This is a genomic window from Kitasatospora sp. NPDC058444, from assembly GCF_042721415.1.
Lineage (GTDB): Bacteria > Actinomycetota > Actinomycetes > Streptomycetales > Streptomycetaceae > Kitasatospora.
In genome coordinates, this window is the sequence record NZ_JBHXLL010000041.1 from 1 (window position 1) to 26,254 (window position 26,254).

The following is a 26,254-nucleotide window of genomic DNA, read 5'->3' on the forward strand; positions in this document are numbered from 1 at the left end:
GCCCGGTTACATTCCGAACCCGGAAGCTAAGCCTCACAGCGCCGATGGTACTGCAGGGGGGACCCTGTGGGAGAGTAGGACGCCGCCGAACAATTCTTCAGAATGAACCCCCATCCGGTTTCCGGATGGGGGTTCTTCGCGTTTTGGGAGCATTCCCGGAGCGTTTTCGGAGCCGATGCCGGAGCCTGAACGTGCGAGGCCGCGGGCGAGTACGGCCGGGGTGGTCGGTGCGCCGGCGGCGATGGTCCGGCGGATCGTCAGAACAGCCGCTTCCGCCCTGCTCGGTGACCGGGAGCGGCCCCTTGGTCGCCCGGCGTCCTGTCTACGCCCGTAGCACCCCTTCACGGCCCTTCTGAAGGGTCGTGGGACCCCACCTGTCGTCACTCCCCGGGCTTGGCGCTGGTGATGACCGCGAAGACGGCGCCGTGCGGGTCGACCAGTTGGGCCAGACGGCCGACGCCGTGTACGTCCATGGCCGGGATCCGTACGGTCGCGCCGAGGGTGGCGGCGATGGCGAGGCTGGCGTCGGTGTTGGGGACCTCGAAGTAGGGGAGCCAGTGCGAGGTGGTGCCGCGCGCGGTCTGTTCGGGGCCGAGCTGCATGATGCCGCCGTGGGCGTCGTCGCTGCCGCCGCCGGCCGGGGTGAGGACGGTGTACATCGCCTCGCCGAACGGGACGTCCTGCTCCTGCCAGTCGAAGACGGCGCGGTAGAAGGACTTGGCGCGTTCGGCGTCGACGCTGTAGCACTCGGCCCAGCAGAGGCTGCCCTCCTCGGTGACGAGGTCCAGGCCGCGGTTGTCGTGCGGTTGCCAGACGGCGAAGTCGGCGCCGGTCGGGTCGGTGTAGCCGGCCATCCGGCCCGCGGTGAAGACGTCGAAGGGGGCGAACCGGACGCGGCCGCCGGCCTGTTCGACCAGGGCGGTGGTGCGGTCGGCGTCCTCGGTGGTGAAGTAGATCGTCCAGCCGGGCGGGGTGCCCTCGTCGGCGAGCGGGCCGAGGGCGGCGACGGTCCGGCCGTCGAGCTGGAAGAAGCCGTAGCCGCCGGCCTCGGGCCCGGCCGAGTCGAAGGTCCAGCCGAACAGGGTGGTGTAGAAGTCGACGGACGCGCGGGTGTCGGGGCTGCTCAGGTCGAGCCAGTCCGGGGAACCGGGGCGGAAGTCGGTGTTGAGCATGGCGGCACTGCTCCTCGGACGGGGCCCGGGCGGGCGTGGTCGGCGTCGGTCCCCCTCGGTCCCTCCCAGCCTGGCACCTCGGCCGGGGCGGTGCACGGCAGGCAGGTGCACGGCAGGCCGGTGGACGGCGGGCAGGTGCACGGCGGGGAACCGTTCAGGGCTTTGTCGGCACCGGGCGGTACGGTGCGTAGCGGCATTGATCCACCCGTACCGGTCGAAGGGGGTCCGGTGAGCAAGCGGACGGCGCAGTCCGAGCAGCAGGTGCCGCGGCAGCTCGCGCAGGTCGAGGGCGTGCTGGAGCGGATCACCTACGCCAACGAGGAGACCGGCTACACGGTGGCCCGGGTGGACACCGGGCGGGGCGCGAACGACCTGCTGACGGTGGTGGGCGCGCTGCTGGGGGCGCAGGTCGGGGAGTCGCTGCGGCTGCACGGGCGGTGGGGTTCGCACCCGCAGTACGGGCGGCAGTTCACGGTGGAGAACTACACCACGGTGCTGCCCGCGACCGTCCAGGGGATCCAGAGGTACCTGGGCTCGGGGCTGATCAAGGGGATCGGGCCGCGGTTCGCCGAGCGGATCGTGGAGCGCTTCGGGGCGGAGACCCTGGAGGTGATCGAGAACGAGCCGGGCCGGCTGATCGAGGTGCCGGGGCTGGGGCCGAAGCGGACGAAGAAGATCGCGGCGGCCTGGGAGGAGCAGAAGGCCATCAAGGAGGTGATGGTCTTCCTGCAGGGGGTCGGGGTGTCCACCTCGCTGGCTGTGCGAATCTACAAGCAGTACGGCGACGGTTCGATCGGGGTCGTGCGGAACGAGCCCTACCGGCTGGCCTCGGACGTCTGGGGCATCGGCTTCCTGACGGCGGACCGGATCGCCCAGGCGGTGGGCATCCCGCACGACAGCCCGGAGCGGGTGAAGGCGGGCCTGCAGTACGCGCTGTCGCAGAGCACCGACCAGGGGCACTGCTTCCTGCCGGAGGAGCGGCTGATCGCGGACGGGGTGAAGCTGCTCCAGGTGGACGTCGGGTTGGTGATCGACTGCCTGGCGGAGCTGGTCGCGGCCGAGGGGGTGGTGCGCGAGGCCATCCCGGGGGAGGGCGGCGAGCCGGTCACGGCGGTGTACCTGGTGCCGTTCCACCGGGCGGAGATCTCGCTCGCCAACCAGGTGGTGCGGCTGCTGCGGTCGGACGCGGACCGGATGCCGTGGTTCGGGAACGTGGACTGGCCGGTGGCGCTGGACTGGCTGGCGAAGCGGACCGGGGCCGAGCTGGCGCCGGAGCAGGAGCAGTCGGTGCGGCTGGCGTTGACCGAGAAGGTCGCGGTGCTGACGGGGGGTCCGGGCTGCGGCAAGTCGTTCACGGTGAAGTCGATCGTGACGCTGGCGCTGGCGAAGCGGGCCAAGGTGGTGCTGGCGGCGCCGACCGGCCGGGCGGCGAAGCGGCTGGCGGAGCTGACCGGGGTGGAGGCCTCGACGGTGCACCGGCTGCTGGAGCTGAAGCCGGGCGGGGACGCCGCGTACGACCGGGACCGGCCACTGGACGCGGACCTGGTGGTGGTCGACGAGGCCTCGATGCTGGACCTGATCCTGGCGAACAAGCTGGTCAAGGCGGTGCCGCCGGGTGCCCACCTGCTGTTCGTGGGGGACGTGGACCAGTTGCCCTCGGTGGGCGCCGGGGAGGTGCTGCGGGATTTGCTGGCCGAGGGCGGGCCGGTCCCGTCGGTGCGGCTGACCAGGATCTTCCGGCAGGCCCAGCAGTCCGGCGTGGTGACCAACGCGCACCGGATCAACGAGGGCAGGCCGCCGCTGACGGACGGTCTGGCGGACTTCTTCCTGTTCGCCGAGGACGACGCGGAGCGGGCGGCCGGGCTGACGGTGGACGTGGTGGCGCGCCGGATCCCGCAGAAGTTCGGCTTCGACCCGCGCCGGGACGTGCAGGTGCTGGCGCCGATGCACCGCGGCCCGGCCGGCGCGGGGAACCTGAACACCCTGCTCCAGGCGGCGGTGACGCCGGCCCGGGAGGGGCTGGCCGAACGCCGCTTCGGCGGCCGCACGTTCCGGGTGGGGGACAAGGTCACCCAGATCCGCAACAACTACGACAAGGGGCGGAACGGCGTCTTCAACGGCACAGTGGGAGTGGTGACCGCCCTCAGCGTGGACGACCAGCGGTTGACGGTGCTCACCGACGAGGACGAGGAGGTGGCGTACGACTTCGACGAACTGGACGAGCTGGCCCACGCGTACGCGGTGACGATCCACCGCTCGCAGGGCAGCGAGTACCCGGTGGTGGTGATTCCGGTCACCATGTCCGCTTGGACGATGCTCCAGCGGAACCTGCTCTACACGGCTGTGACCAGGGCTCGGAAACTGGTGGTGCTGGTGGGGTCACGCAAGGCGATCGGGCAGGCCGTCCGGGCCGTCAGCGCAGGTCGGAGGCACACCGCACTCGATCATCGACTGGCAACTGGATGATTATCCAACGGGATGGTTGCCTCTAATGTTCTCTTGACGTGAAGAGATTTACGGCAGAGCCTAGGGTGGTGCCGATCTTGTCCGGTTCGTACCGGCTGCGGCGGCAGGTTTTGTAGGGGCGGGCCCTTTCGGGCCACCCCGGGTGCGCGACTGTCCTCCGGATGGGGGATGGTAGAGACAGTCAGGGCACCTTGGAAGAGGATTCATTTCGTCGGTGAGGAAGACGTGAGCGACAACTCGGTAGTACTGCGGTACCAGGACGGCGAGTACGAATACCCCGTCGTCGAGAGCACTGCGGGCAACTCCGGCTTCGACATCTCGAAGCTGCTCCCGCAGACCGGCCTGGTCACCCTGGACAACGGCTTCGGTAACACCGCCGCGTACAAGTCCGCGATCACCTTCGTGGACGGTGACAACGGCATCCTGCGGTACCGCGGCTACCCGATCGAGCAGCTCGCCTCCGATGGCGGCTTCATCGAGACCGCGTACCTCCTGATCAACGGTGAGCTGCCCAACGCGGACCAGCTGGCGGAGTTCAACCGCGAGATCACCCAGCACACCCTGCTGCACGAGGACGTCAAGCGCTTCTTCCAGGGCTTCCCGCGGGACGCCCACCCGATGGCCATGCTTTCCTCGGTCGTCGGCGCGCTGTCCACGTTCTACCCGGAGAGCCACAACCCGTTCGACGCGGCCCAGCGCCACCTGTCGACGGTCCGCCTGCTCGCCAAGCTGCCGACGATCGCCGCGTACGCGTACAAGAAGGCGATGGGCCAGCCCTTCGTCTACCCGCGCAACGACCTGAGCTACGTCGAGAACTTCCTGCGGATGACCTTCGCCGTCCCCGCCGAGGACTACGAGCTCAACCCGGTCGTCGTCAACGCGCTGGACAAGCTGCTCATCCTGCACGCGGACCACGAGCAGAACTGCTCGACCTCCACCGTGCGCCTGGTCGGCTCCAGCCACGCCAACCTGTTCGCCTCGATCTCGGCCGGCATCTCGGCCCTGTGGGGCCCGCTGCACGGCGGCGCCAACCAGGCCGTGCTGGAGATGCTGGAGAGCATCCAGAAGGACGGCGGCGACGTCGACGCCTTCATCACGAAGGTGAAGAACAAGGAAGCCGGCGTCAAGCTGATGGGCTTCGGCCACCGGGTCTACAAGGCCTTCGACCCGCGCGCCGCCCAGGTCAAGCTGCTCGCGCACGAGGTCCTCGGCCAGCTCGGCAAGAGCGACGAGCTGCTGGACATCGCGCTCAAGCTGGAGGAGCACGCCCTCAAGGACGACTTCTTCATCTCGCGCAAGCTGTACCCGAACGTGGACTTCTACACCGGCCTGATCTACCGCGCCATGGGCTTCCCGACCAGCATGTTCACCGTGCTGTTCGCGCTCGGCCGGCTGCCGGGCTGGATCGCCCACTGGCACGAGATGATCAACGACCCGACCAGCCGGATCGGCCGCCCGCGCCAGATCTACACCGGCACCGCGATCCGCGACTACGTCCCGCTGGACGCCCGCTGACCGCAGCGGTGCCGACCACCGGCCCGCGCGGAAGCTGAAAGGGGCCCGGCCGCTGTCCCAGCGGCCGGGCCCCTTCGCGTCCCGGTGGCGCGCCCGAGGGCCCGCGCGGGGACGGAACCGTACGGCGCACGACTCCGGGGCCGGCCGCAGCCGGGGACGGCCGCTCAAAGCGTCCCAGGCCCGCCAGAACCCCGGCGTCGTGCGCGAAGGCCGTCGGGTTCGACGACCGTTCCCGGGGCCCGCCGGAGCCCCGTCGGCGACAGCCGCTGGAAGCGCGGGGACACGTTGCCGTTCAGCGTGTCCCCGCCCATCGGAAAAACTGCCGCACTACCAACCTAAGACGTATCAGGGTGCGAGAAGTTACGCCCGGGGGGTGTGAGCTGCCTCTCGCCACGCTCCGTGTGCGCGTCGTACCGGGCCCATATCACACCTTCGCTGGCGCGGGACGTCACCCTCCCCGCAGTCACGGCAACCGAGCGTGATAGGAATCGTGGCATTCCGGTACGGACCGTCGCGCACATTCGCAGTGCGACGGCGGAACTGGGGAGGGAGTGGGCAGATGGCCAGGAACGTCGTCGTCACCGGTGGTGGCACGGGAATCGGGTACGAGGTCACTCGGCGGTTCGTCGAGGCCGGCGACCGCGTGGTGATCGTGGGCCGCCGCCGGGAGGTCCTGGAGAAGGCCGCGGCCGAGTTCGGGCCGAACGTCACCCCGCTGGTGTGCGACCTCGCCGACCCGGACGCCGTCGAGGCCGCGCTCGCCGAACTGCCCGAGCGGATCGACGTCCTGATCAACAACGCCGGCAGCCGGGAGACCGTCGTCGGCGGCGGGCCGCACGCCCTGCTGGCGCGCTGGCGCGGCGACTTCGAGCGCAACGTGCTGACCGTGGTGCTGCTCACCGAGTCGGTCCGCGACCGGCTCACCCCGGGCTCCGGCCGGGTCGTCACCATCAGCTCCATCGCCGCCCTGCGCGGGGCCGGCTCGTACGGCGCGGCGAAGGCCTCGCTGCACGCCTGGAACCACTTCCTGGCCGCCCAGTTGGGCACCTCGGGCATCACCGCCAACATCGTCGCGCCGGGCACCGTCGCGGGCACCGAGTTCTTCGGGCCGCGGCTGGACGAGGCCGAGGTCGCCCGCCGGGCCGCCCGCACCCTGCTCGGGCGGATCGGCGAGACCGGCGAGGTCGCGGCGGCGGTGCACTTCCTGGCCTCGCCCGAGGCCGGGTTCATCACCGGCGAGATCCTGCACTGCAACGGCGGCGAGCTGCTGGGGCGTTGAGCCGCCGGCCCGCTGAGGCCCGCTGAGGCCCGCTGAGGCGCCGAGGTACGTCGAAGGCCCCGACCGGTGACGGTCGGGGCCTTCGCGCGCAAGGGCTCAGGCGGGCCGGAAGCGGCGCAGCCGCAGGCTGTTGGTGACCACGAAGACCGAGGAGAAGGCCATCGCGGCCCCCGCGATCATCGGGTTGAGCAGGCCGGCCGCGGCCAGCGGGATCGCCGCCACGTTGTAGCCGAAGGCCCAGCACAGGTTGCCCTTGATGGTGCCCAGGGTGCGGCGGGAGAGCCGGATGGCGTCGGCCGCCGAGCGGAGGTCGCCGCGGACCAGGGTGAGGTCGCCGGCCTCGATGGCGGCGTCGGTGCCGGTCCCCAGGGCCAGGCCCAGGTCGGCCTGGGCGAGCGCGGCCGCGTCGTTGACGCCGTCGCCGACCATCGCCACGACCCTGCCCTCGGCCTGCAGCCGCTTGACGGTGGAGACCTTCTCCTCGGGGAGCACCTCGGCGATCACGTGCTCCGGGGCGATGCCGACCTCGGCCGCCACGGCCTCGGCCACCGCCCGGTTGTCGCCGGTCAGCAGCACGGGCGTGAGGCCCAGCGCGCGCAGCCGGCCGACGGCCTCGGCGCTGGTCGGCTTGACCGCGTCGGCGACCTCCAGCACGGCCCGCGCCTCGCCGTCCCAGCCGACCGCGATCGCGGTGCGGCCGGCCGCCTCGGCGGCGGCCCGGGCGCGGGCCAGGGAGGGCGGCAGGTGCTGCGCGCGGTCGGCCAGTAGGGCCTCGCGCCCGGCGACCACCGTGCGGCCCGCCACGACCCCCTCCACGCCCCGCCCGGGCACGTTGCGGAAGTCCGCGACGGCGGGCAGTTCGCCGGCCTCGGCGGCCGCCTCGGCGATGGCCCGGGCGATCGGGTGCTCGGAGGCGTGCTCGACGGCGCCGGCCAGCCGCAGCGCCTCGGCCCGGTCCACGCCCTCGGCGGTGTGCACGGCGACCAGGGCCATCCGGCCGGTGGTGACGGTGCCGGTCTTGTCCAGGACGACGGTGTCGACCTCGCGGGTCGTCTCCAGCACCTCGGGGCCCTTGATCAGGATGCCGAGCTGGGCGCCGCGGCCGGTGCCGACCATGAGCGCGGTCGGGGTGGCCAGGCCCAGGGCGCACGGGCAGGCGATGATCAGCACGGCGACGGCGGCGGTGAAGGCCTCGGTGGCGCTGTCGGTGGTCAGCAGCCAGACCACCAGGGTGGTCAGGGCGATCAGGATGACGACCGGGACGAAGACGGCGGAGATCCGGTCCGCGAGGCGCTGGGCGGCGGCCTTGCCGTTCTGGGCCTCCTCGACCAGCCGGGCCATCCGGGCCAGCCGGGTGTCCGCGCCGACCCGGGTGGCCTCCACGACCAGGCGCCCGCCCGCGTTGACGGTGGCGCCGGTGACGGCGTCCCCGACGGTGACCTCGACCGGGACGGACTCGCCGGTGAGCATCGAGGCGTCCACGGCGGAGGCGCCCTCGACCACCACGCCGTCGGTGGCGATCTTCTCGCCGGGGCGGACCACGAAGCGGGTGCCGACCGCCAGCCGGTCGACCGGCAGCCGCACCTCGCGTCCGCCCTCCAGGACCGCGACGTCCTTGGCGCCGAGGTCGAGCAGGGCGTGCAGCGCGGCGCCGGCCCGGCGCTTGGAGCGGGCCTCCAGATAGCGGCCGAGCAGGATCAGCACGGTGACGGCGGCGGCGGTCTCCAGGTAGAGCGTGGCGGAGGCGTCGGTGTCGCCGACGGACAGCGAGAAGTCGTGGTGCATCCCGGGCATGCCGGCGTGGCCCAGGAACAGCGCCCAGCAGGACCAGCCGAAGGCGGCCAGGGTGCCGAGCGAGACCAGGGTGTCCATGGTGGCGGCGCCGTGCCGCAGGTTGGTCCAGGCGGCGCGGTGGAACGGCAGGCCTCCGTAGACCACCACCGGGCCGGTGAGCGCGAAGGCCAGCCACTGCCAGTCGGTGAACTGGAGGGCCGGGACCATGGACAGCAGGACGACCGGGACGCTGAGGACGGCGCTGATCAGCAGCCGGTCGCGCTGGGGGTCGGGCCGGGGGGCGGGCTCCTCGGCCCGGGCCGACGGCTCGGGGGCGGCGGGCGCCGGCGGCGGGGGGAGCTCGGCGGTGTAGCCGGTGCGCTCGACGGTGGCGATCAGGTCCTCGACCGTGGTGCCGGGGCCGAAGTCGACGCGGGCCTTCTCGGTGGCGAAGTTGACGGTGGCCTCGACGCCGTCCATCCGGTTGAGCTTCTTCTCGATCCGGGCGGCGCAGGAGGCGCAGGTCATCCCGCCGATCGCCAGCTCGACCCGGTCCCGGGCCCCGAGGTCCGGGGCGGACGTGCTCATTGCGGAATCAGCTCCTCGGTCGGGTGGGCGGCGGGGACGCCGCGGCGCCCCCGCCGTGCCGGGTGGTTCAGGCGCTGCGGCCGACCAGCTCGTAGCCGGCCTCGTCGATCGCGGCGCGCAGCTGCTCGTCGTCCAACGGGGCGGCGGAGGAGATCGTCACGGTGCCGGCCGCGGAGTCGGCGGAGACTCCGGTGACCCCGGTCAGGGCGGAGACCTCCTCGCTGATCGCCTTCTCGCAGTGGCCGCAGCTCATGCCGGACACGGTGTAGGTGATGGTGCTGGACATCGGAGGCCTCCGGGAGGTCCGGGCGGCCCGGGTGTTCGACCGGGACGCGGCGCTGGCAACGACTCTTATGACCACACCATACCCCTCCAGGGTATTTCTGGGAGTGGTGGGGTGGGGCACACCGCGGAACCGGGGCCCGGGCCGGTCGGGCCCCGCCCGTGATCGTCCCTTATGTTCGATATGTGTTTCCGCTCCGCCGCGCCCAGTCCCCCTCGGCCCCCACGGCAGCCGGACTGCCGCCGGACCGGCAGCGCGGCGCCCTGCTCGCCGCCGACCTCCAGGACGTGCCGTTCTGGAGGCGCGCCACCCCGGCGCTGATCGCCATCCTGCTGGTCGGGCTCGCGGACTTCCTCTCCGGCAAGGACCGCTACCTGGCCCCGCTGATGACCGTGGTGCCGACCATCGCGGCGCTCACCCTGAAACCCCGCGAACTGCTCCTGGTCTGCTCGCTCGGGCTGCTCACGGTGTTCGGGCTCAGCCACCACGACGAGGTCGACAACATCAACGATGCCCGCTTCCTGTACGGGGCGATGATCAGCTACGTCGTCCTGACACTCTTCTCGGCCTGGGTCGCCAAGATCCGGATGCGGCGAGCGGCGGCCTTCGCGGCCGTCAGCTCCGTCGCCGAGGCCGCCCAGCGGGCGCTGCTCCAGCTGCCGGGACCGACCGTCGGACCGCTGCGGCTCGCGGTGCGGTACGTGTCGGCGGCGGACGCCTCACGGATCGGCGGAGACCTGTACTCGGTGCTCGAGACACCGCACGGCACCCGGGTCGCGGTCGGAGACGTCCGGGGCAAGGGACTGGCGGCGGTGCAGACCGCGGCCGTGGTGCTCGGCGCGTTCCGCGAGGCGGCGTACGACGAGGCCGGGCTGCGGGGCGTCGCGGCACGGATCGAGGCCAGCGTCGAACGGCACGTGCCGGACGGGGAGTTCACCACGGCGCTGTTCGCCGAGTTCCGAACACCGGGGGCGATGGAACTACTGCAGTACGGGCACGTGCCGCCGATCCGGGTGGACCACGAGGGACGGGCGCACGTGCTCCACGCGCCCGACCCCTGGGTGCCGCTGGGGCTCGGCCGACTGGCGTCCGGGGAGCCGACCACCTGGGGGCAGCCGTTCGGGACGGACGACGTCCTGGTGCTCTGCACGGACGGGGTGATCGAGGCACGGCACCGGACGAGCGGGGAGTTCTACCCGCTGGCGGAACGGGTCGGGCCGCTGGTGCGGGGAGCTGCGCGCTCGGCGGGGGAGCTGGAGACGGCGGTGGGGCGGGTGTACGCGGACCTGCTGGCGCACACGGGTGGGGAGCTGGGGGACGACGCTTTGCTGTTGCTGATCGCGCGGACGGATGGGTGAGGGGCCCCTGCGGGGCGGGCTTGTGGGGTTGGGCTCTCGGGAGGGTGGGGGCCGGGGGCGCGTCCCTCTCGCTGGGGTGGGAGGGGGTGGGTGGGTGGCGTCGCTCGTGTGGGGTGGTGGGGCGTTCCTCTCGCTGGAGGGAGGGGGTGGTGGGGCGTTCCTCTCGCTGGAGGGAGGGGGTGGTGGGGCGTTCCACTCGCTGGAGGGAGTGGGTGTTGTGGGTGGGTGGGTGGGTGGGTGGGGCTCAGGTGGTGATGTCGGCGAGGGTGCGGAAGACGAGGGCTGTGGAGGTGGCGCCCGGGTCCTGGTGGCCGATGCTGCGTTCGCCGAGGTAGGAGGCGCGGCCCTTGCGGGCCTGGAGGGGGACGGTGTCGCGGGCGCCCTGTTCGGCGGCTTCGGCGGCCGCGGCGGCCGCCGCGGGGAGGCCCGCTCCGGTGGCGGCTGCGGCGCGGAAGGCGGCGACGGCCGGGGTCCAGGCGTCCACGATGGTCTTGTCGCCGGGTTCGGCCTTGCCGAGGAGGCGCACGGCGTCCAGGCCGGCGGACAGGGCCTCGGCGACGGCGGCCGGGCCGGCCGGTTCGGGCAGGGCGGCGCCGATGGCGCGGAAGGCCTTGCCGTAGAGCGGGCCGGAGGCGCCGCCGACCTTGGAGATGAGTGTGGTGCCGGTCTTGGTGAGGACGGCGCCGGGGCCGGCCGGCTGGAGGCCGTCCAGGGCGGTCAGGGCGGCGGCGAAGCCGCGCCGGAGGTTGCTGCCGTGGTCGCCGTCGCCGATCGCGGTGTCCAGCTCGGTGAGCCGGGACTGCTCCTTCTCGACGGCCGCGGCGATCGCGCGGATCCAGGCCTCGGCCAGCGGGGTGTCGAAGTCCATCGGGTCTCCTTCGGTGCGGCTCAGCGCTTGAGGGCGGGAGTGTCGACCGGGGCGTCCCAGAGTTCCAGCAGCTCGGGGTCGGCCTTGGTGAGGGTGAGCGAGAAGCCGGCCATGTCCAGGCTGGTGACGTAGTTGCCGACCAGGCTGCGGGCCACCGTGATGCCGCGCTCGGCGAGCCTCGCGGCGACCTCGCCGTAGACCACGTACAGCTCCAGCAGAGGGGTCGCGCCGAGGCCGTTGAGCAGGGCGATCACCTCGTCGCCCGGGGTCAGGTGGTGGTCGGTGAGGATGGTGTCGACCACTTCGGTGGCGAGTTCGCGGGCCGGGCGGAGCTTCTCACGGCGGCGGCCGGGCTCGCCGTGGATGCCGACGCCGACCTCGATCTCGTCCTCGGGCAGGTCGAAGCCGGGCTTGCCGGCGGCCGGGGCGGTGGCCGCGGTGAGCGCGATCGCGAAGGAGCGGGAGGCGGCGTTGACGCGCTCGCCGAGGGCGGCGACCTCGTCCAGCGGGGCGCCGCGTTCGGCGAGGGCGCCGGCCGTCTTCTCGACCAGGACGGTCGCGCCGGTGCCCCGGCGCCCGGCCGTCCAGGTGGAGTCCTCGACCGCGACGTCGTCGTTGACCAGGACGGTGCGGACCTCTAGGCCCTCCTCGGCGGCGAGTTCGGCGGCCAGCTCGAAGTTCATCACGTCGCCGGTGTAGTTCTTCACGACGAAGACCACGCCGGCACCGCTCTCCACGGCCTTGGCGGCGGCCAGCATCTGGTCCGGGACGGGCGAGGTGAACACCTCGCCGGGGCAGGCGGCGTCGAGCATGCCGGGGCCGACGAAGCCGCCGTGCAGCGGCTCGTGGCCGGAGCCGCCGCCGGAGATCAGCGCGACCTTGGGGCCGGCCGGGCGGGCCGCCCGGGTGATCACCCGGTTGGGGACGTCCACCGCCAGCTCCGGATGGGCGGCGGCGATTCCGGCCAGCGCGTCCTCCAGGACGCTCTCCGGGGTGTTGATCAGCTTCTTCAACGCTCTTCGCTCCCTTGGTGACCAGGGTGAGGACGCCACGGCGGTCGATGCCGTCGACCCGACGCTACGCCAGACGGGGGTGGTGGGCACGGGGTGCGACACGCGGGATTCCGGTCACCCTCCCGGAGCAGCGGGTCCCGGTCGTAGGGTCGGCCGCATGAGTGAGAACGTGGGCATTGTTCTGGTCTCGCACAGCGCCCGGCTCGCGGAGGGGCTGCGCGAGCTGCTCGGCGAACTCGCCTCGGACGGCGTGCGGGTGGTCGTCGCGGGCGGCACCGAGGACGGCGGGCTCGGCACCAGTTACGACCTGATCGCGGCGGCGATCGCGCGGGCCGACGCCGGGGCGGGCGTGGTCGTGCTGCCGGACCTTGGCAGTTCGGTGCTCACCGCCGTCACGGTGCTGGAGGACGAGCCGCGCCCGGGCGTGAAGCTGGTGGACGCGCCGTTCGTGGAGGGCGCGGTGGCCGCCGCCGTCACCGCCTCGACCGGGGCGGCGCTGGCCGAGGTGGTCGCGGCGGCCGAGGACGCGCGGGGATTCAGGAAGCTCTGATCACCTTCGGGGGGCGTGGCGCCTGGCGGCTGTTCGGCCGGACGTCCGCTCACTTGGCGTCCGCGTAGCAGTCCACCACCGCCGTGCTGAGCGGGAAGCGCACCGGGGTGTCGCCGAACACCAGCCGGCGGGCCTCCTCGGCCGCCTCGGCGACGGCGGCGGCCACCTCGTCGGCGAGGTTCGCCGGGGTGTGCACCACCACCTCGTCGTGCTGGAAGAACACCAGGTGGGGGCGGTCCGCCGGGCCGGCCGCCGGCAGGTCGTGCAGCCGGCGGCGCAGCGCGGCGAGCAGGGCCAGCGCCCAGTCGGCGGCGCTGGCCTGGATGACGAAGTTGCGGGTGAAGCGGCCGCGGGCGCGGGCCGTGCGGCCGCCGGCCTCGCCCGCGGTGTCGCCCTCGGTGAGGTCGAGGAAGTCGGCGGAGGCCGGCGGGCAGACCCGGCCGAGCCGGGAGGCGACCACGCCGCCGTCCTCGCCGGTGCGGGCGGCGGCCTCGACGTAGCCCATCGCGGCCGGGTAGCGGCGGTGCAGGGTGTTGAGCAGCGGGCCGATGTCGCCGCTGGTCTGCCCGTACATGGCGCCGAGCAGGCCGAGCTTGGCCTTGTCCCGGTCGCCCTGGAAGGCGTGGGTGGCGAGCGCCTCGTACAGGTCGCCGCCGGCGGCGGTGCGGGCTAGTCCGGCGTCCTGGGAGAGCGCGGCGAGCACCCGGGGCTCCAGCTGGGCGGCGTCGGCGACGACCAGCAGCCAGCCCGGGTCGGCGACCACGGCGCGGCGCAGGATGCGCGGGATCTGCAGGGCGCCGCCGCCGCGGCTGGCCCAGCGGCCGGAGACCACGCCGCCGACCACGTACTCGGGCCGGAACCGGCCGCCGCGGGCCCAGGCGTCCTGCCAGGCCCAGCCGTGCGCGACGTGGATCCGGGACAGCTCCTTGTAGCGGACCAGCAGCTGCGCGGCCGGGTGGTCGATGCCCTTGAGCTCCCAGGAGCGGGTGGAGCCGAGCTGGATGCCGGCCTCGGCGAAGGCGCGCAGCACCTGGGTGTGCGAGTCGGGGTTGAACGGCTTGGCGCCGAGCGCCTGCTGGAGGTCGACGGCGAGCTCGGCGAGGACCCTGGGCTGGGTGCCGGGGACGGTCGGGCGGGGGCCGAGCAGTTCGGTCAGCAGGTGGTCGTGGACGTCGGCCCGCCAGGGCAGCCCGTCGTGGGCGATCTCGGCGGCCACCAGGGCGCCGGCCGACTCGGCGGCGACCAGCAGCCGGAACCGCTGCCGGGCGCCCGGGTCGGCGATGGCGGCGATCCGGCGCTGCTGTTCGGCGTGGACGGCGACCACCGCCGCCAGCGGGTCGGCGCCGGGCGGCAGTTGCAGCCGGTCGGGGGCGAACAGGGTGTCCTGGCCGTCGTCGGCGTCGGCCAGGCCCGGTTCGGGCAGGTCCGCCGGGACGGGCAGGCCGCTCAGCCGGGCCCAGGCGGCGCCGAGCGACCGGGGCGCGCCGAACCGGCCCTCGTGCGCCAGCAGCAGGGCCTCGACCAGCCGCAGGTCGTGGCAGCGGGCGAGCCGGTCGGGCAGGTGGGGCAGCAGCGGGGCATACCCGGAGTCGGCGGCGGCCCAGACCCAGCGCGGGTGGTCGGCGGCCTCCCGGGCGGCGACGGCGGTGGCGAGGTCGCGGACGGCCTCCGGCGGGCCGAGCGGGGCGCCGGCGTCGTCCAGCGCCTGGAGCCGGCCGCCGGGGCCGTGCGGGTCGGGCGTGAGGGCGGTCCTGGGTGCCACGGGTGCTGCTCCTCTCCGGCGCGCGGTCGGGCGTGCGGGGGCGGGGACGGGGGTGCGGGCCCGCGGGCGGGCGCGCGGCGGCCCGCGACCGACGGGTCCGCGCCGTCGACGTTAACGGGTGGGTACGACAAAGGGTCGCAGGCGGGGGCGGCGGCGACCGGCGGGAGGGGCCCCGGCGGGCGTCCGCGACGGCGGTAGAGCCCGTGGGCAGGGCGGGTGACACCGCGTAGGGTTCGCGAATGACCGAGAACCCGTTCTTCCAGGCCAGCCCGCTGGTCTACGAACTCCCGCCGTTCGCCGAGATCCGCGAGGAGCACTACCTGCCCGCGTACGAGCGGGGAATGGCCGAGCAGCTGGCCGAGATCGCGGCGATCACCGCCGACCGGAGCCTGCCGACGTTCGAGAACACCGTGGTGGCCCTGGAGCGCTCCGGGGAGCTGCTGCGCCGGGTCGACGCGGTGTTCCGCCACGTGTCCTCCGCGGACACCACCGACGTGCTGGACGAGGTGGAGGCGAAGGTCAGCCCGCTGCTCGCGGCCCACCACGACGCGATCCACCTGGACCTCGCCCTGTTCGCCCGGATCGAGGCGCTGTACGAGGACCGTGCCGAGCTGGGCCTGGCCCCGGAGTCGCTGCGGCTGCTGGAGCGCCGATACACCGCCTTCGTGCGCTCCGGCGCCCGGCTGGGCGAGGCCGAGCAGGCCCGGCTGCGCGAGCTGAACGCCGAACTCGCCGCGCTCGGCACCACCTTCCAGCAGAACGTGAACGCCGCCACCCGCTCGGCCGCCCTGGTGCTGGACTCGGCCGAGGAGCTGGCCGGGCTCTCCGAGGGCGCGATCGCCGCCGCCGCGGAGAACGCCCGGGTGCTGGGCCACGACGGCGGGTACGTGCTGAGCCTGAAGAACACCTCCGCCCAGCCCGAGCTGGCCCAGCTCACCGACCGCTCGGTGCGCGAGCGGCTGCTGGCGGCCTCGCTCGGCCGGGGCCTGGCGGACAACGGTCCGGTGGCGATCCGGATGGCCGCGCTGCGCGCCGAGCGGGCCGCACTGCTGGGGCACCCGAGCCACGCCTCGTACGTGGTGGCGGACGAGACGGCCGGCACCGTCGAGGCGGTCTCCGCGCTGCTGGCCCGGCTGGTGGAGCCGGCGGTGGCCAACGCCCGCCGGGAGGCCGCCGAGCTGGCCCGGATGGCCGCCGCGGACGGGATCGGGGAGATCGCCGCGCACGACTGGGCGTACTACTCGGAGAAGGTCCGGCAGAGCTCCTACCGGGTGGACGCGGCGGCACTGCGCCCGTACCTGGAGCTGGAGCGGGTGCTGGAGGACGGCGTGTTCTTCGCCGCGAAGCTGGCGTACGGGCTGAGCTTCACCGAGCGGCCCGACCTGACGGCGCACCACCCGGACGCGCGGGTCTACGAGGTGTTCGAGGAGGACGGCACCGCGCTCGGCCTCTTCGTCGCCGACTTCTTCGCCCGCGCGTCCAAGCGCGGCGGCGCCTGGATGGACTCGATGGTCCCGCAGTCCGGGCTGACCGGGCACCGGGCGGTGGTGCAGAACACCCTCAACATCCCGCACCCGGCCCCCGGCGAGCCGGCGCTGATGGACTGGGACGAGGTGCGCACGCTCTTCCACGAGTTCGGGCACGCGCTGCACGGGCTGTTCTCGGACGTGCGCTACCCGCTGTTCTCGGGCACCTCGGTGCCCCGGGACTTCGTGGAGTTCCCCTCGCAGGTCAACGAGATGTGGATGGTCCGGCCGGAGGTGCTGGCCAACTACGCCCGCCACCACGCGACCGGGGAGCCGCTGCCGGCCGAGCTGGTCGAGCGGATGACGGCGGCCGAGGGCTTCGGGCAGGGCTTCCGGACGGTCGAGTACCTGGCGGCCACGCTGCTGGACTGGGCCTGGCACACCGTGCGGCAGGGCGAGGAGATCGCGGACGCCGAGGAGTTCGAGGCGCGGGCGCTGGCGGCGGCCGGGATCGCGGTGGACGCGATCCCGCCGCGCTACCGGACGGCGTACTTCCAGCACGTCTTCGCCAGCGGCTACAGCGCGGCGTACTACGCGTACATCTGGTCGGAGGTGCTGGACGCCGACACCGTGCAGTGGTTCGGGGGCAACGGGCGCCCGGTGCGGGAGAGCGGCGAGCTGTTCCGGCGGGAGCTGCTGGCGCGCGGGTTCAGCCGGGACCCGTTGGAGTCCTTCCGCGCGGTGGTCGGCCGGGCGCCGGAGACCGGGCCGCTGCTGGCCCGCCGGGGGCTGGCGTGACCGTCCCGCTCGTTCGGCGCGTTCCGCTCAGCGGGCGGTGAGCGTGACCGTCACGGTCGTGCCCGGGCGGGCGTGCGGGAGCCGGACGCGTACGGTTCCCGCACGCCCGCCCGCCGGCTGGCCGACCTCGACCCGGGCGCCCGCCGGGGCGACGGCGGCCCGGACGCCGTGCGGGAACGCGGCCGGGGGCAGCAGGAGTTCGCTGCTCCGCCCGGTGCCGTCGGCGCGCCAGCTCACGGTGGCGCCGTCGGCGCGGACGTCGGCGCGGACGTCGGCGCGGACGTCGGCGCCCGCGACGGCCACCGGGTACGGGCCGAAGGCGGGCTCCTCGCCGGGGGCGGGGCGTCCGGCCGGGTCGAGCGCGCAGTAGCCGCCGTTGCCCCGGCACCAGTACCACAGCGTCCAGCCCTCGGCGAAGCCGTCCATCGCGGCGACCTGACGGCGGACCAGCTCGGCGTTGCCCGGGGTGCGGGAGTTCGGCGGGCCCCATTCGCCGACCAGGACGGGCAGCCGGTGGGCGGCCGGGTAGGCGGTGATCGCGGCGGTGTACTGCTCGACGAAGCCGCCGGCCGGGTCCCAGTCGGCGCCGCCCTCGACGGCGGTGTCGTAGAAGTGCGGCGCGTAGCCGAGCCGGGCTGCGCCGGGGCGGGGGTCGGCGAAGCCGGGCAGCCGGGTGGGCACGCCCTGGCCGACCAGCACGGTGGGCTCCACGAACAGCCAGGAGCGGGAGTCGACCCGGCGCACGGCCGTGATCAGGCGGCGGTACATGTCGGCGAGCCGGCCCTGCTCCAGGGCGGCGGAGGCGGCGGCCAGCACGGCCGGGTCGCTCGGGTCGCCGTCCACCGGGCCGAACGGCTCGTTGAACAGGTCGTAGCCCAGCAGTGAGCTGTGGCCGCGCAGTTCGCGGGCGAAGCGGGTGTAGAAGTCGGCCTGCCAGGCGCGCAGGTCGGGGTCGTCGTAGAGGTGCCGGAAGGCGGCCTGGACGGCGGGCTGGAAGTAGCCGGCGAACCAGTCGTCCGGGTCCGGGGTGAACGGCAGGTCGTCGTCCCGGGTGGCCCAGACGGGGATGCCGTTGGTGCCGCCGCCGAACTTCGGTCCGTAGACGTCCTGGTGGAAGTCGACCAGGACCAGCAGGCCCAGCCGGTCGGCCCGGTCGAGGAGCCGCTGGATCCGGTGCAGTTCGGTGGGGTCGAGCCGGCCGCGCTCGGGCTCCAGCCTCGTCCAGGAGACCGGCAGCCGGACCAGGGTGAAGCCCTGGGCGGCGACGGAGTCGAGGTCGGCGGGGGTGGCCTCGGCGTACTTGTCGAGGTTGAAGCCGCGCAGCCGCAGGCGGCGGCCCTGGGCGTCGGTGAGGGCGGTCCGGCCGTCGGCGGCGGTGGCCGTGCCGGTGGGGAAGCGGTCCGGGGAGCGGTCCGTCCGCTCGCCGTGGGCCGAGGCCGGGACGGCGGTGAGGACGGCGGTGGCGGCGAGCAGCAGGGCGACGGCGGTGCGGCGCAGGCGCATCGGGGACCTCGCACGGCGGGGGTGGGGTTGGGGCCCGATGATGCCCGGACTGCCGTGTACGGCACAAGAGTTCGGACGGCGGACGGTTCGACGGAGGACGGTCCGGCGGACGGGGGTTCGGGTGGAGGGGCGGTCCGGTCGAGGGCGGACCGGGTGGCGGGCGCCTCAGTCGGCGGACGGTTCCGGCGCGGTCGGCAGGACGGCGGTCGGCAGGTCCGCGGCGGCGGCCAGCCGGCCCCAGAGCAGGTCGGCCAGCGCCTGCACCATCCGGGTGCGGGAGCAGGGCCTGGCCTCCAGCCACCAGTCCCCGGCGGCCAGCACCATGCCGGTGATGCCCCGCCCCCAGGCCTCGGCGAGCAGGTCGCGGTCGGCGCCGAGGTCGACCTGGCTCTGCACGGCCCGGGTGATCTCCTCGGCGATCTGCCGGAGCGCGGGGGCGAGCGCGTTGCCCGCGCCGCTCGGGTCGCCCGGCTCGGGGTGGGTGAGCAGCCGGTAGACCTGGGGGCGGGCCTCGATGCCGGCGAGGTAGGTGTCCAGGACGTGCTCGACCCGGTCGCGGCGTTCCAGCGGCTCGGCGAGGGCGGCCCGGACGGCGGCCAGCAGTCCGCCGGTGTGGCGCTCGGTGAGCGCTCTGATCAGGCCGTTCCGGTCGCCGAAGTGGCGGTAGAGGATCGGTTTGGTGATGCCGGCCTCGGCCGCGATGGCGTTCATGCTGGCGCCCGGGCCCTCGCGCTGGATGACCCGGTCGGCGGCGTTGAGCAGCTGCTCGCGGCGGGGCTCTCGGGACATGCGCTGCTCCTCGGGATCGGGTTCGGCGGGGTCTGCGGAGGCGTTGACACCGGTTACCAATCAGTAGCAGACTCCCACGATGTTACCCGTGGTAACACCCCGGTCGGCCGCACACGTCTTCGGAGGCACGCACCATGAGCAGCACGTTCTCGCTGGACCCGGGCGCGGACCAGCTCGCCGTACGCGACTGGCTGCACGGCTTCGCCGCCGACGTGATGCGCCCGGCCGCGGCCGAGTGGGACGAGCGCGAGGAGACCCCCTGGCCGGTCATCCAGGAGGCCGCCAAACTGGGCATCTACTCGCTGGACTTCTACGCCCAGCAGTACTTCGACCCCTCCGGCGTCGGCATCCCGATCGCCATGGAGGAGCTGTTCTGGGGCGACGCCGGCATCGGGCTGTCCATCGTCGGCACCACCCTGGCCGCCGTCGCGGTGCTGGCCAACGGCACCGACGAGCAGATCGGCACCTGGACCCCGCAGATGTTCGGCACCCCGGAGGACGTCAAGGTGGCGGCCTTCTGCTCCTCCGAGCCCGACGCCGGCTCCGACGTCTCGGCGCTGCGCACCCGGGCGGTGTACGACGAGGCCAAGGACGAGTGGGTGCTGAACGGCACCAAGACCTGGGCGACCAACGGCGGGATAGCCGCCGTCCACGTGGTGGTCGCCACCGTCGACCCGGAGCTCGGCGCGAAGGGCCAGGCCTCCTTCGTCGTCCCGCCGGGCACCCCGGGGCTGAGCCAGGGCCAGAAGTTCAAGAAGCACGGCATCCGCGCCTCGCACACCGCCGAGGTCGTGCTGGACGGCGTCCGGGTGCCCGGCAGCTGCCTGCTCGGCGGCAAGGAGAAGCTGGACGAGCGGCTGGCCCGGGCCCGCGAGGGCGTCAAGCGACCGGGCGGCAGGGGCAACGCGGCGATGGCCACCTTCGAGGCCTCCCGCCCGGCCGTCGGCGCGCAGGCGATCGGCATCGCCCGGGCCGCGTACGAGGTGGCGCTGGACTACGCGAAGACCCGTGAGCAGTTCGGCCGCCCGATCATCGACAACCAGGGCGTGGCCTTCCAGCTCGCCGACATGAGGACCCGGATCGACGCGGCCCGGCTGCTGGTGTGGCGGGCCTCCTGGATGGCGGTCAACAACCAGCCGTTCACCGCGGCCGAGGGCTCGATGTCCAAGCTGTACGCCGGCGAGACCGCCAAGTACGTGACCGCGCAGGCGATGCAGATCCTCGGCGGCAACGGCTTCACCCGGGAGTACCCGGTGGAGCGGATGCACCGGGACAGCGCGATCTACTCGATCTTCGAGGGGACCAGCGAGATCCAGCGGCTGGTGATCGCCCGGGCGATCTCGGGGATGCCGATCCGCTGACCCGGCGGGACGGTGGTGCTCGGCGGGACGGCGGTACCGGGCGGGACGGCCGGGTCAGCGGGCGAGTGGGGATCAGCGGGCCAGCCAGAAGGTGAGCCCGGCGGTGAGCGCGCCCACCACCGCGCCGACGATCGTCTGCGCGGTGGTGTGGTCCCGCAGCACCACCCGGGACCAGCCGATCAGCGGAACCAGCGGGGTGAGCAGCAGCCAGAGCGGGCCGAGCGCGATGGCGAGGCAGACCACCGCGCCGGTGGCCACGGCGGTGTGCACGGAGACCTTCCACCAGGCGGTGATCGCCAGGATCGGGACCAGCGAGGCGAACATCGCCAGCACCAGCGCGGTCAGATCGGCCGGGGCGTCCAGTCCGATCATCACCGCGAAGCTGAGCAGGACCGAGCCCATGATGAGCGGGATGACGGTCAGCCGGCGCTGCCGGTGGCCGACGTGACGGTCCGCCACGGTGCCCCTGCGCATGCCGTACCGGATGATCAGGGTCGGGACGACGGCGGCGAACAGGATGGCGAACAGCGCCCACCCGATGCCCGGCAGGCCGTAGCGGAGGCCGCCCAGCACCGGGAGCAGCGCGATGATCACGTTCTTCGGCTCCAGGCCGTCGGTGATCCGGCGGGCCCAGATCGTCCGGCTGGTGGGGGCGGGCGCGGCCTCGGCCTCGGTCGTCATCGGGGTGGGTGCTCCGGGAGCGTGAAGGGGCGGACGGTGCTGGTCGGATGATCGCATTGCGTGGGGCTCAGAACCGGGCGGGGCGGCCCTCCAGGAAGGCCGCCAGGCCCTCGCGGACGTCCGAGCCCTCCCGGGAGCGGAGCAGCCAGGGGGCCAGGACCTCGTCCGCCCGCTCGGGCGGGGCGTCCAGGACGGCCTTGGCCGCTCCGATGGTGTGGGTCGAGCGGCGGGTCAGCAGCCGGGCGAAGTCCAGGGCGGCGGCGTCCAGTTCGGCGTCCGGCAGGACGCGTTCGGCGAGGCCCAGCGGCAGTGCGTCCCGGCCGGTCACCAACTCGCCGGAGAACAGCAGGTACTTGGCCCGGGCCGGGCCGATCAGCCGGGCCAGCCGTACGGTCGGCACCGCCGAGTAGACCACGCCGAGCTTGGCCGGGGTGATCCCGAGCCGGGCGTCCTCGGCGACGAACCGCAGGTCGCAGGCGACGGCGAGCTGGCAGCCGCCGCCGACGCAGGCGCCGTGCACCACGGCGAGGGTCGGGTGCGGGAAGGCCGCCAGAGCCTCCTCGGCGGCGACGTTGGTGGCGTGGTAGGCCTCGGCGCGGTCCGGATCGCCGTACGTCTCGGAGAGTTCGGCGATGTCCGCGCCCGCGCTGAAGGTGTTGGCGGCGCCGGTGAGCAGCAGGACGCGCACGCCCTCGTGGCCGGCCAGTTGCTCCAGCACCTTGGGCAGCGCCTGCCAGATCGCCAGGGTCACCGCGTTGCGGCGGTGCGGGCGGGCGAACTCCAGGACGGCGACGCCGTCCTCGCCGACGTACGCGTTGAGGCCGTCGGCCTGGGCGGGCAGGGTCGAGCGGTCCCGCGTGAGCAGCGGCTGGTCCATGCGCACCTCCGGTCGGTCGTGGTGCGCCAACTCTCTCAGGTGGCCCGGGCGCAGTAGTCGCCGAGGCCGTGTTCGAGCAGGGCGAAGGCGCGGTGGGCCTCCTCCAGCACGGCGGGCAGGGCGTCGGCGGCGCGCTCGCCGGCGAGCATCCGCCGGTGGTTGGCGGCGATCAGCGCGACCCGGACGGCCAGCACCTGGGCGGTGGCGACCCGGGCGGTCAGCTCGTCCTGGGCCGGGTCCTGGGCCCGCAGTTCGGCGCCGAGCGCGGCGCTCGCCAGCTGGTCGAAGCCGTGGGTGGCGCGTGCGGTCAGCGCCGGGGTGCGGTGGATCAGCCGGACCACGTCGAGCACGATCGGGTCGTCGTTGAGCCCGGAGGCCGGGTCGAAGCGCTCGAGTGCGGCGAGGAACTGCTCGCGCAGCGCCGTGACCGCCGAGGTGCCCGGGGCGCGGTCGCGCACCGCCCGGGCGGGATCGTCGAGGTGCTGCTCCATCGGGCGCATGACCAGGTCTTCCTTGGTGGGGAAGTAGTTGAAGACGGTCATCTTGGACACCTCGGCGGCGGCGGCGATCTCCGCGACCGAGACCTGGTCGAAGCCGCGCTCGGTGAACAGCGCGACGGCGGTGCGGAAGATCCGCATGCCCGTCTGGAACTTCTTGCGCTCGCGCAGCGGGAGCGCGTCGAGGTCGACGTCGGGGCCGAAGTCCTGAGCGGGTCGCATCGCCATGGGGGGACTGTACCAGGCTCAAATGTTGACCGGGCAGAAAGATTGGTCGGGATGAAGAATTGACCGGGTACAAGAATGCTGCCATGGTGAGGACGCGTCGCCGACCGCCCCGGCCCCGACGCGAACTCAACCGACCCTGGGGGGACTTGACCATGGCCACCGCCGTACCCGCACCACCCGGCACCACCGCGCTGATGACACCCGCCCAACGCAAGGTGGGCATGGTGCTCTGCCTGATCACGATCGTGCTGGCCGTGCTCGACATGAACATCGTCTCGGCGGCCACCGTGCCGATCGTCCGCGACCTCGACCCCGTCCACGGCGTCGATCGACTGCCCTGGCTGATCAGCGCGTTCGCCCTCGCCGCCACCGCGCTGCTGCCGCTCTACGGCAGGCTGTGCGACGCCTACGGCGCCAAGCGCGTGCTCCTCGGGGCGGTCGCCACCTTCACGCTCGGCTCGGCACTGTGCGGGGCGGCGCAGTCGATGGGTGAGCTGATCGCCTTCCGGGCCCTCCAGGGCGTCGGCGGCGGCGGGCTGATGAGCGTCACCATGGTCGTCATCGCCCAGTTCAAGGAGCCGGGCGAGGGCACCAACGCCAAGGGCAGCGCCATGGGCGGGATCGTCGCGGGGCTGGGCATGTCGATCGGCCCGCTGGTCGGCGGGCTGCTCGCCGACCACGTGAGCTGGCGCTGGATCTTCTACGTCAACCTGCCGCTCTGCCTGGTGGTGCTGGTCGGCGTCGCCCTGGTGATCCGGCTGCCGAGGGCGACGGGCCGCGGCGGCCTGGACTTCCTCGGCTCCGCCCTGGCCGCCGCGTTCGCGGTCGGACTGCTGCTGGTCACCGAGTGGGGCGGCAAGGACCACGCCTGGACCTCCCCGGTGATCCTCGGGCTGGCCGCCGGCACTCTCGCGGCCTTCGGCCTCTTCCTGTGGCGCCAGGCCGTGGCCGCCGCGCCGGTGCTGCCGCTGTCGCTGTTCCGGATCCCGGTGGTGCGGCTGGGCTTCGCGATCCAGGGCCTGGTCGGGATGGCCATGATCGGCGCGATCGTCCAGGTGATGCTCTACCTCCAGCTCGCCCGGGGCGTCGCCCCGACCACCGCCAGCCTCTACCTGATCCCGATGGCCGCCGGGATGACGGCCTCCGGCCTGGTCGCCGGCCGGCTGCTCGCCCGGGGCCACTCGCTGGGGGTCTTCCTGCCGGCCGGCGCGGGCTGCGCGGCGCTCGCCCTGCTGCTGCTCGGCCTGAGCGGGCCGAGCACCCCGCTCCCCGCGGTGATGGCCGAACTCGCCCTGCTGGGCTGCGGCCTGGGTCAGCTGATCGGCCAGCTGATCGTGGTGGTGCAGCGGGCGGCGCCGGTGCACCAGCTGGGCGTGGCGACCACCGGCATCCGGTTCTTCCAGAACCTCGGCAACGCGCTGGGCGCGGCGGTCTTCGGCACCGTGCTGGCCAGGGTCTTCGCGGACGGCGAGCAGGGGCGGCCGCTGGGTGCTGTCCGGACGCTCACCGGGGGCGCGCGCGAGCACGCGGTGCGCAGCTTCACCGACGCCGTGGACGTGGTGTTCCTGTCGGGCGGCGGGGTGCTGGTGCTGGTGGTGCTGCTGGCGTGGCGGCTGCGGGTGGTCGGCGGCGCGGCCCTGGACGGCGACGCGGGCCCGGGCGCTGGGCCGGGTACTGCCCCGGGTGCGGGTGCGGGTGCGGGTGCGGGTGCGGGTGCGGGCGCGGGCTCGGGATCGGGCTCGGGTGTGGGTGAGGCGGTCGGGGCCCGGGCGGCCTGAGCGGGGGTGCGAGCGGGGGTGCGTGCGGCGGGGCCCGGTGGACGGGGGTGTCCACCGGGCCCCGCCGGGTGCGCGGGAGCTCAGCCCTGGGCGGCGGCCGTCCACTCGGCGGCCAGGATCGACCAGATCTCCTTGTCGTAGCGGACCCCGTTGTACGGGTACCACTCGCGCAGCACGCCGTCGCGGGTCATGCCGAGCCGCTCGGCGACGGCCCGGCTGCGGACGTTGACGGAGGAGCACCACCACTCGGCGCGGTGCATGCCGCGGGTGACGAAGGCGTAGTCGAGCAGCCGCTTGACGGCGGCGGTGATCAGCCCGTGGCCCTCGCCGGCCGGTTCCGTCCAGGCGCCGATCTCGCAGACGCCGGACTTGGCGTCGAAGCTCACGAACATCACGCCGCCGACCAGCGTGCCGTCCAGCCAGATGCCGTAGATCCGCTTCTGGTCGGCGGCCTGGCCGTCGGCGTACCGCTGGAGGGTGGCGCGGGCGGAGTCCAGGTCGACCGAGAAGGTGGCCCAGGGGATCCACAGGTCGGTGTGGGCGCGGGCACGGTCGAGGTGGGTGAGGAACTCGGCGGCCTGCCAGGGCTCCAGCGGGCGCAGTTCGGCGTTCTCGGTGAGCGGTACGGCAAACACGGGCGGCCTTTCACGGGTGGTGCTGAGGTGGGCTGAGACCATTCATAACAAACGTTTGGTATGTACGATAGCCCCCATGACACCGGCCCGTGGAGACCATGACGCGCGACGCTCGGAAGTCTCCGAGGGGGTGTGGCGAGTGCTCTCCACCCGGGGCTTCGAGGGGCTGACCCTGCGCGCGGTGGCCGCCGAACTGGGCGCCTCCACCGGGATGCTGACGCACTACTTCCCGAACAAGCGGGCCCTGCTCAGCCATGCGCTGGAGGAGCTGGACCGGCGTTCGCTGGCCAGGCCGCGGCGCACCGCCCCGGTCGACGGCGGGTCGCCGCCGGTCGGGCTGGCCCGGGTGCGGGCGTCGCTCCTGGACGTGCTGCCGCTGGACGGCGAGGCCGCGGCCGACAACCGGATCTGGGTCGGCTCCTGGGACCACGCCCTGGCCGACCCGGAGCTGGCGGCCGCGCACGCGGGGCGCTACGCGCGCTCGCGCACGGCGCTCACAGCGCACGTCGCGGACGCCCAGCGGCTGGGAGAGCTCCCGGCGCAGGCCGACCCGGCCGCGCTCGCGGCGGGGGCGCAGGCCTTCGTGCTGGGCCTGGTGGTGCAGGCGCTGTTCGCCCCGGAGGAGTTCCCGGCGGAGCGGCAGGCGGAACTGCTGGACGCCTATCTGGCCGGGCTGGCGGGGTAGCCGAGTCGGGCGAAGTGGGCGGCGGCCACGTCGGGTCCGGTCGCTCCCGCGCGCGTGGGCGGGGGATTCGCCGGGAATTCCGGTTGTTCCGATTGACCCCGTTATTGACCGTGTTTCACGGCGACCATGACACGCATCGTCACGAATGATGTGCGAAGCGTGCGCGGAGCGGTTGGCGCACCGGATTACCGGGTGGTCCGGAGTGGGCACGGAAAGTGTCGGCCGGAGCGGTGACCTGCGGAATTGCCGGGTGGTGCCCCCAGCAGGATTCGAACCTGCGACCTACCGCTTAGAAGGCGGGTGCTCTATCCGCTGAGCTATGGGGGCGG

General features: G+C 73.6%; 21 protein-coding genes, 1 tRNA gene and 1 rRNA gene. 10 read left to right on the forward strand and 13 right to left on the reverse strand.

Annotated elements, in window-relative coordinates:
* Window positions 1–91: ribosomal RNA gene (gene rrf / locus ACFWP2_RS31220) — 5S ribosomal RNA — on the forward strand; the annotation flags it as partial.
* A gap of 289 nt (window positions 92–380) precedes the next feature.
* Here the strand turns inward: rrf and ACFWP2_RS31225 are convergent.
* Window positions 381–1,172: a VOC family protein gene (locus ACFWP2_RS31225; protein WP_380457688.1), complete on the reverse strand. Its 792-nt coding sequence runs from the start codon at window positions 1,170–1,172 to the stop codon at window positions 381–383.
* 228 nt (window positions 1,173–1,400) lie between these two features.
* Here ACFWP2_RS31225 and ACFWP2_RS31230 point away from each other — a divergent pair, with 228 nt between their 5' ends.
* From ACFWP2_RS31230 to ACFWP2_RS31240, 3 genes are all read left to right on the forward strand, one after another.
* Window positions 1,401–3,638: an ATP-dependent RecD-like DNA helicase gene (locus tag ACFWP2_RS31230; RefSeq protein WP_380457690.1), complete on the forward strand. Its 2,238-nt coding sequence runs from the start codon at window positions 1,401–1,403 to the stop codon at window positions 3,636–3,638.
* A 225-nt stretch (window positions 3,639–3,863) separates the two neighbouring features.
* Window positions 3,864–5,153, forward strand: a complete 1,290-nt coding sequence (locus ACFWP2_RS31235) for a citrate synthase (protein ID WP_359910538.1) — start codon at window positions 3,864–3,866, stop codon at window positions 5,151–5,153.
* Between the two features lie 559 nt (window positions 5,154–5,712).
* Window positions 5,713–6,432, forward strand: coding sequence for an SDR family NAD(P)-dependent oxidoreductase (locus ACFWP2_RS31240; protein ID WP_380457693.1), 720 nt, complete (start codon window positions 5,713–5,715; stop codon window positions 6,430–6,432).
* A gap of 96 nt (window positions 6,433–6,528) precedes the next feature.
* Here ACFWP2_RS31240 and ACFWP2_RS31245 read toward each other — a convergent pair whose 3' ends face one another.
* Complete coding sequence (locus ACFWP2_RS31245) at window positions 6,529–8,793, reverse strand: heavy metal translocating P-type ATPase (RefSeq protein ID WP_380457695.1); 2,265 nt, start codon at window positions 8,791–8,793, stop codon at window positions 6,529–6,531.
* Window positions 8,794–8,860: 67 nt separating this feature from the next.
* Window positions 8,861–9,079, reverse strand: coding sequence for a heavy-metal-associated domain-containing protein (locus ACFWP2_RS31250; RefSeq protein WP_380457697.1), 219 nt, complete (start codon window positions 9,077–9,079; stop codon window positions 8,861–8,863).
* A gap of 182 nt (window positions 9,080–9,261) precedes the next feature.
* On the opposite strand from ACFWP2_RS31250, the gene ACFWP2_RS31255 reads away from it, so the two are divergent.
* Window positions 9,262–10,434 carry a PP2C family protein-serine/threonine phosphatase gene (locus ACFWP2_RS31255; RefSeq protein ID WP_380457699.1) on the forward strand — a complete coding sequence of 391 codons (1,173 nt, stop codon included), beginning with the start codon at window positions 9,262–9,264 and terminating at the stop codon, window positions 10,432–10,434.
* 244 nt (window positions 10,435–10,678) lie between these two features.
* On the opposite strand, the gene dhaL is transcribed toward ACFWP2_RS31255, so the two are convergent.
* Window positions 10,679–11,302: a dihydroxyacetone kinase subunit DhaL gene (gene dhaL / locus ACFWP2_RS31260; RefSeq protein WP_380457701.1), complete on the reverse strand. Its 624-nt coding sequence runs from the start codon at window positions 11,300–11,302 to the stop codon at window positions 10,679–10,681.
* Window positions 11,303–11,322: 20 nt separating this feature from the next.
* A complete protein-coding gene (dhaK, locus tag ACFWP2_RS31265; RefSeq protein ID WP_380457703.1) occupies window positions 11,323–12,315 on the reverse strand; it encodes a dihydroxyacetone kinase subunit DhaK in 993 nt (330 codons plus the stop codon).
* Window positions 12,316–12,472: 157 nt separating this feature from the next.
* On the opposite strand from dhaK, the gene dhaM reads away from it, so the two are divergent.
* Window positions 12,473–12,865 (forward strand): dihydroxyacetone kinase phosphoryl donor subunit DhaM, encoded by a 393-nt coding sequence (gene dhaM / locus ACFWP2_RS31270; protein WP_380457705.1) that lies wholly within the window; start codon window positions 12,473–12,475, stop codon window positions 12,863–12,865.
* 49 nt (window positions 12,866–12,914) lie between these two features.
* On the opposite strand, the gene ACFWP2_RS31275 is transcribed toward dhaM, so the two are convergent.
* Window positions 12,915–14,627 (reverse strand): bifunctional 3'-5' exonuclease/DNA polymerase, encoded by a 1,713-nt coding sequence (locus ACFWP2_RS31275; protein ID WP_380457707.1) that lies wholly within the window; start codon window positions 14,625–14,627, stop codon window positions 12,915–12,917.
* Between the two features lie 239 nt (window positions 14,628–14,866).
* On the opposite strand from ACFWP2_RS31275, the gene ACFWP2_RS31280 reads away from it, so the two are divergent.
* Window positions 14,867–16,891 (forward strand): M3 family metallopeptidase, encoded by a 2,025-nt coding sequence (locus ACFWP2_RS31280; RefSeq protein WP_380457709.1) that lies wholly within the window; start codon window positions 14,867–14,869, stop codon window positions 16,889–16,891.
* Between the two features lie 27 nt (window positions 16,892–16,918).
* Here the strand turns inward: ACFWP2_RS31280 and ACFWP2_RS31285 are convergent, their stop codons facing one another.
* Both ACFWP2_RS31285 and ACFWP2_RS31290 read right to left on the reverse strand, forming a co-directional pair.
* On the reverse strand, window positions 16,919–18,394 hold the full coding sequence (locus ACFWP2_RS31285) for a cellulase family glycosylhydrolase (protein ID WP_380457711.1): 1,476 nt from the start codon (window positions 18,392–18,394) through the stop codon (window positions 16,919–16,921).
* 165 nt (window positions 18,395–18,559) lie between these two features.
* A complete protein-coding gene (locus tag ACFWP2_RS31290; RefSeq protein ID WP_380457713.1) occupies window positions 18,560–19,183 on the reverse strand; it encodes a TetR family transcriptional regulator in 624 nt (207 codons plus the stop codon).
* A gap of 134 nt (window positions 19,184–19,317) precedes the next feature.
* Between ACFWP2_RS31290 and ACFWP2_RS31295 the strand changes: the two genes are divergently transcribed.
* Window positions 19,318–20,544, forward strand: coding sequence for an acyl-CoA dehydrogenase family protein (locus tag ACFWP2_RS31295; protein ID WP_380457715.1), 1,227 nt, complete (start codon window positions 19,318–19,320; stop codon window positions 20,542–20,544).
* Window positions 20,545–20,616: 72 nt separating this feature from the next.
* On the opposite strand, the gene ACFWP2_RS31300 is transcribed toward ACFWP2_RS31295, so the two are convergent.
* The 3 genes from ACFWP2_RS31300 to ACFWP2_RS31310 all read right to left on the reverse strand — a co-directional run bounded on the left by ACFWP2_RS31300 (window position 20,617) and on the right by ACFWP2_RS31310 (window position 22,827).
* Window positions 20,617–21,225 carry a hypothetical protein gene (locus ACFWP2_RS31300; RefSeq protein WP_380457717.1) on the reverse strand — a complete coding sequence of 203 codons (609 nt, stop codon included), beginning with the start codon at window positions 21,223–21,225 and terminating at the stop codon, window positions 20,617–20,619.
* Window positions 21,226–21,292: 67 nt separating this feature from the next.
* Complete coding sequence (locus ACFWP2_RS31305) at window positions 21,293–22,102, reverse strand: enoyl-CoA hydratase/isomerase family protein (RefSeq protein WP_380457719.1); 810 nt, start codon at window positions 22,100–22,102, stop codon at window positions 21,293–21,295.
* 35 nt (window positions 22,103–22,137) lie between these two features.
* The gene (locus ACFWP2_RS31310; RefSeq protein WP_380457721.1) at window positions 22,138–22,827 is read right to left on the reverse strand and encodes a TetR family transcriptional regulator; all 690 of its coding nucleotides are present in this window, start codon (window positions 22,825–22,827) and stop codon (window positions 22,138–22,140) included.
* Between the two features lie 152 nt (window positions 22,828–22,979).
* On the opposite strand from ACFWP2_RS31310, the gene ACFWP2_RS31315 reads away from it, so the two are divergent.
* On the forward strand, window positions 22,980–24,605 hold the full coding sequence (locus ACFWP2_RS31315) for an MFS transporter (RefSeq protein ID WP_380457723.1): 1,626 nt from the start codon (window positions 22,980–22,982) through the stop codon (window positions 24,603–24,605).
* 80 nt (window positions 24,606–24,685) lie between these two features.
* Here ACFWP2_RS31315 and ACFWP2_RS31320 read toward each other — a convergent pair whose 3' ends face one another.
* Window positions 24,686–25,240: a GNAT family N-acetyltransferase gene (locus ACFWP2_RS31320; protein ID WP_380457725.1), complete on the reverse strand. Its 555-nt coding sequence runs from the start codon at window positions 25,238–25,240 to the stop codon at window positions 24,686–24,688.
* A 130-nt stretch (window positions 25,241–25,370) separates the two neighbouring features.
* Between ACFWP2_RS31320 and ACFWP2_RS31325 the strand changes: the two genes are divergently transcribed.
* The gene (locus ACFWP2_RS31325) at window positions 25,371–25,925 is read left to right on the forward strand and encodes a TetR/AcrR family transcriptional regulator (RefSeq protein ID WP_380457826.1); all 555 of its coding nucleotides are present in this window, start codon (window positions 25,371–25,373) and stop codon (window positions 25,923–25,925) included.
* Between the two features lie 251 nt (window positions 25,926–26,176).
* Here ACFWP2_RS31325 and ACFWP2_RS31330 read toward each other — a convergent pair.
* A tRNA-Arg gene (locus tag ACFWP2_RS31330) sits at window positions 26,177–26,252 on the reverse strand.
* Window positions 26,253–26,254: the final 2 nt, after the last annotated feature.

Bases quoted from the DNA above. Each gene is read 5' to 3' on its own strand.
- ACFWP2_RS31225 (WP_380457688.1), bottom strand. From the start codon at position 1,172: ATGCTCAACACCGACTTCCGCCCCGGTTCCCCGGACTGGCTCGACCTG.
- ACFWP2_RS31240 (WP_380457693.1), top strand. From the start codon at position 5,713: ATGGCCAGGAACGTCGTCGTCACCGGTGGTGGCACGGGAATCGGGTAC.
- ACFWP2_RS31245 (WP_380457695.1), bottom strand. From the start codon at position 8,793: ATGAGCACGTCCGCCCCGGACCTCGGGGCCCGGGACCGGGTCGAGCTG.
- ACFWP2_RS31250 (WP_380457697.1), bottom strand. From the start codon at position 9,079: ATGTCCAGCACCATCACCTACACCGTGTCCGGCATGAGCTGCGGCCAC.
- dhaL (WP_380457701.1), bottom strand. From the start codon at position 11,302: ATGGACTTCGACACCCCGCTGGCCGAGGCCTGGATCCGCGCGATCGCC.
- dhaM (WP_380457705.1), top strand. From the start codon at position 12,473: ATGAGTGAGAACGTGGGCATTGTTCTGGTCTCGCACAGCGCCCGGCTC.
- ACFWP2_RS31280 (WP_380457709.1), top strand. From the start codon at position 14,867: ATGACCGAGAACCCGTTCTTCCAGGCCAGCCCGCTGGTCTACGAACTC.
- ACFWP2_RS31285 (WP_380457711.1), bottom strand. From the start codon at position 18,394: ATGCGCCTGCGCCGCACCGCCGTCGCCCTGCTGCTCGCCGCCACCGCC.
- ACFWP2_RS31290 (WP_380457713.1), bottom strand. From the start codon at position 19,183: ATGTCCCGAGAGCCCCGCCGCGAGCAGCTGCTCAACGCCGCCGACCGG.
- ACFWP2_RS31295 (WP_380457715.1), top strand. From the start codon at position 19,318: ATGAGCAGCACGTTCTCGCTGGACCCGGGCGCGGACCAGCTCGCCGTA.
- ACFWP2_RS31300 (WP_380457717.1), bottom strand. From the start codon at position 21,225: ATGACGACCGAGGCCGAGGCCGCGCCCGCCCCCACCAGCCGGACGATC.
- ACFWP2_RS31305 (WP_380457719.1), bottom strand. From the start codon at position 22,102: ATGGACCAGCCGCTGCTCACGCGGGACCGCTCGACCCTGCCCGCCCAG.
- ACFWP2_RS31310 (WP_380457721.1), bottom strand. From the start codon at position 22,827: ATGGCGATGCGACCCGCTCAGGACTTCGGCCCCGACGTCGACCTCGAC.
- ACFWP2_RS31315 (WP_380457723.1), top strand. From the start codon at position 22,980: ATGGCCACCGCCGTACCCGCACCACCCGGCACCACCGCGCTGATGACA.